Source organism: Natrinema soli (assembly GCF_028618695.1).
Genome location: NZ_JAQIVI010000388.1, coordinates 1 through 3,343, shown reverse-complemented (window position 1 = coordinate 3,343; position 3,343 = coordinate 1). Strand labels below are relative to the sequence as shown.

Here is a 3,343-nt window from a genome sequence, read left to right as displayed (position 1 = left end):
TCCGGTTCGATGGCCGCCGACTCGGGCTCGGTCGCCGCCGTCGTCGACGGCTCGGTCGTCTCCGGGGTGGTTTCGGTAGCTTCCGCTGCCGCCGGATCCGTCGATTCCGCCGACGCCGCGCCGGCGTCGACCTCCTCGGGGTTCTCTTCGTCGACGGTCTCCTCGTCGACCGCCTCGACGTTCTCCTCGGCGGCTTCTTCGGCGTCTTCGCGGAAGCTCCCGAGCTTGTCCTTCAGGTTGTCGAACATGGGTAATGAAAGTCCCTACGGCGCGTTACTCGTCGGGCTGGCCCTGGCCCATCCCCTGCATCTGCTGTTGCATCGCCTGCTGCTGGAGCTGCTGGGCCTGCTGCTCGAGTTCGCTGCTCTCGGTCTCGAGTTCGGCGAGCTCCTCGTTGAGCTCCTCGATCTGGTCGTCGAGGTGGTCTTTCTTGTTCTCGAGGGCGTCGACGGCGTCGTCCTCCTCGAACTCCGCGGCGTAGTCGGCACCGAGTTCGACGATCACTTCGTCGATGTTCTCGATCGTCGTTCGGAGGTACGCGCCGCCGCCGAGGGGCATCTGTACGGTCGAGTCGGTCTCGAGCGTCTCGATGGCCTCGATAGCCTCGTCGACCTCGGTCTTCTCCTGCTGGACGGCCTCGATGTTCGCCTGAAGGGCCTCGATCTGTTCGTCGATCTCCTGAAGTTCCTGGGACAGCTGCTGGAGTTGCTGCTGGCTCATTGTTCGGACACCTCGTCGAGTTCGATTTCGCTACGCTTGAGCCCGTGTTGACTCCCGAACTGGGAGAGAGTGTGTTCGCGGGCGACGTTCTCGTTCTCGGCGTCGATGGTCGTCTCGAACTCCGCGAAGCCGTCGCGGCTCTTGAACCGACCACTGACCGTAAATTGACTCATACATCACCATCCGGCAGGGAGTCGGAAGAATCTTCCCTTCCAGTCCGGACCGCCGAAACCAGCAGAACGGGACGAGAGACGGGACGCAGCCGTTGCTTGGCCGACGAGCGACGGGTCAACGATTTTACCGAGCGGAGTCCAATCGGGACACATGAGCGAACGCGATCCCGACGACCTGTTACCCAGCGATCGAATGCAGCGTCAGGCGCTCGAGGGCGAGGTCACCCAGATCCACCGCGGTCACCGGTACGCCGAGGAAGGGGACACGTTCACGATCGACGGAATGACCTTCGACGTGACTGCGGTCCGCGAACGCACGCTCGGCGATCTGACCGACGAGGACGCCCAGGCAGAAGGAATGGAAGATCTCGAGGGGTACGAGCGCCTGCTCGAGCGCGCCCACGAGAACTTCGAGTGGGACGACGACAGCGAGATCGTGTTACATCGGTTCGAACGCCGATAGGAACGGAACGCGGAGCGAGACCGTCAGTCGAGATAGCCCAGGGCGTCCTCGATCCGGCCCAGTTCGGGGCCGGTCGTGTCCTCACCGATGACGTAGCCGGATTCGTTGGCGATCAGGCCGGAACCGACCAGCGGCGCGCCGTAGTTGATCGTCCCGACGTCGGCCCGGACGTCCAGGGCCGCCTCGAGGCGATCGAGTTCCTCGTCGGTCGCCTTCGGATGACAGAGCACGCCGGTGTCGTTCGCCACCCCGGCCGTGCCGACGGTCCGAACGCCCGCGAGATCGCCGCGTTCGACGGGCACCTCGAGCGTGTCTCTGACGATTTGAACCGCCTCGCGGGGCAGGTCCGGATGGACGTAGGCCCCGTAGTCGTTCGCGAGGACGACGTTGCCGGCGGCGTTGATACTGCCCGGGAGTTCAGCGACGGGCAGGTCGATCTCCTCCTCGAGCGTCTCGCGTTCGTACTCGAGAACGCGCGAACTCACGAGGAGGCCGTTTTCGTTACCGGTCGCTAACGCACCGACCGTCGAGGAGCCGCCGACGGTCGTCCGGACGGCGGGCACCTCGAGTTCGTCGGTCAGGTCGTCGATGACGTCGTCGTCGATGTCGGGGCGAACGAGCACGCACGAGTCGGTCGCACGGGCGAAGACACCGACGTACGCCGACCCGGCGAAGGCGAGACGTTGCAAGTTTAGTCGGCGACCTCGGCTTCGACGACGGCGTCACCCTCTTCGTCGAAGCGGGCTGCGCGGACGCGCAGCTTTCGCGGCGGGTTGGAGCGGCCGTTCGACCAGATCGTCTCGTTGATCGAGGGGTCCAGTCGGATGGCGTCCTCGTCGACCGCGAAGTGTTTCGCGAGGTGTTCGCGGATGAGTCGCATCGCGTAGTCGGCGGCCTCGTGGTTGGCCCCCTTCTTGACGTCGCGCAGCGGAACGGTGACGACGCGTTCCTCGAAATCAGTTGCACTCATCGTTATTCGTCGGTGTCGTTACGCCGCCAGTTGCGTCGCTTCGGGTTGCGCTGGACGTCCATGTCCGTCTTCATCATAACCCAGGCCGGCACGCGGCTGTTCTGGTTCTCGAGTTTGGCAAGTCGCTTCTTCTTGCCCTTCGATTTCTTACCCATAGTAGCCGGACGTAGCCCGCGGCGGCTTAAAATCTTGTCCATCTTGCAGGGATATCCCGGACACGACGATCCCGAACTGATCACGGCGAGCCGCTCGCGAGACGATCGATCACCGCGAATCGCCACCGAACCCGCCGCGACGACCCCTCAACGAGAGGCGCGGGAGGAATCGAGCCGCCGCTCGAGAAAGCGCGTCACGCCCTCGCAGGTGGCCTCGCTGAGTTCGGTCGTGTAGGTCCAGTTTTCGATGCCGACGTTGCCGTCGTGGCGATAGAATCGGTCCCGGTCACAGCAGCCGGTGCCGTGAAAGCGGGTACCGCCGCCGATCCGGTCCGGGCCGGCGTAGGCGGTCGCGATCGGCGACACCTCGAGCGTGTCCTCGTCCGTCCGGACGGCCGTTCCGAGCTCGTGATCGCAGGACGCGTCGCCGATCGCCTCGACGATGTCGTCCGGAAGAAACGTGTGGAGCGTCTCGTGGATCGCCATGTTTCGCGTCACGGGCCGCGAGTCCCAGACCTCGGTCGCGCCGACGTTCGCGACCGTCTGGGCGTCACCGCTGTCGCCACCGTCGATTACGCCGGTGATCGAGTTCGGTGCCAGCGTCCCGCCGTAGCCGACGCGGTAATTCAGCGGCGACCAGCGCAGGAGGACGTGACAGGTCCGGCCCGTGAGCGCGTTTCGCTTTCGTAACTGCTCGCGAAATCGCTCGAGGACGGCCTCGAGCGACGGGATCACGGCGTCGGTCGATGGCGGCGTCGCCGAGGGCGGGAATCTGATCGGGTCACCGCGCTCGACCTGTACCTCGAGGTCCTCGAGGCGGGAGCGCTCACGGGCGTAGGCGAGTACCCGATCGAACGCCCCG

7 protein-coding genes and 1 pseudogene are annotated in these 3,343 nt (G+C 65.1%); 1 reads left to right on the top strand and 7 read right to left on the bottom strand.

Features of this window, described 5'->3' with window-relative positions:
- The 3 genes and pseudogenes from PGX04_RS21695 to rpl18a all read right to left on the bottom strand — a co-directional run.
- Positions 1-248, bottom strand: a pseudogene (locus PGX04_RS21695) (signal recognition particle-docking protein FtsY); the annotation flags it as partial.
- A gap of 25 nt (positions 249-273) precedes the next feature.
- On the bottom strand, positions 274-720 hold the full coding sequence (gene pfdA / locus PGX04_RS21690; protein WP_273740408.1) for a prefoldin subunit alpha: 447 nt from the start codon (positions 718-720) through the stop codon (positions 274-276).
- A complete protein-coding gene (gene rpl18a, locus PGX04_RS21685; protein WP_273740407.1) occupies positions 717-893 on the bottom strand; it encodes a 50S ribosomal protein L18Ae in 177 nt (58 codons plus the stop codon). The genes pfdA and rpl18a overlap by 4 nt, the downstream gene beginning before the upstream one ends.
- Positions 894-1,044: 151 nt before the next feature.
- Here rpl18a and PGX04_RS21680 point away from each other — a divergent pair, with 151 nt between their 5' ends.
- Positions 1,045-1,356 carry an ASCH domain-containing protein gene (locus PGX04_RS21680; protein ID WP_273740406.1) on the top strand — a complete coding sequence of 104 codons (312 nt, stop codon included), beginning with the start codon at positions 1,045-1,047 and terminating at the stop codon, positions 1,354-1,356.
- A gap of 23 nt (positions 1,357-1,379) precedes the next feature.
- Here the strand turns inward: PGX04_RS21680 and PGX04_RS21675 are convergent, their stop codons facing one another.
- The 4 genes from PGX04_RS21675 to PGX04_RS21660 form a co-directional block, all read right to left on the bottom strand.
- Positions 1,380-2,045 carry a translation initiation factor IF-6 gene (locus PGX04_RS21675; protein ID WP_273740405.1) on the bottom strand — a complete coding sequence of 222 codons (666 nt, stop codon included), beginning with the start codon at positions 2,043-2,045 and terminating at the stop codon, positions 1,380-1,382.
- Between the two features lie 2 nt (positions 2,046-2,047).
- Positions 2,048-2,326, bottom strand: coding sequence for a 50S ribosomal protein L31e (locus tag PGX04_RS21670; RefSeq protein WP_098724919.1), 279 nt, complete (start codon positions 2,324-2,326; stop codon positions 2,048-2,050).
- A 2-nt stretch (positions 2,327-2,328) separates the two neighbouring features.
- Complete coding sequence (locus PGX04_RS21665; RefSeq protein ID WP_006184874.1) at positions 2,329-2,481, bottom strand: 50S ribosomal protein L39e; 153 nt, start codon at positions 2,479-2,481, stop codon at positions 2,329-2,331.
- 147 nt (positions 2,482-2,628) lie between these two features.
- A partial coding sequence (locus PGX04_RS21660) for a hypothetical protein (RefSeq protein ID WP_273740404.1) occupies positions 2,629-3,343 on the bottom strand: 715 nt, incomplete at its 5' end.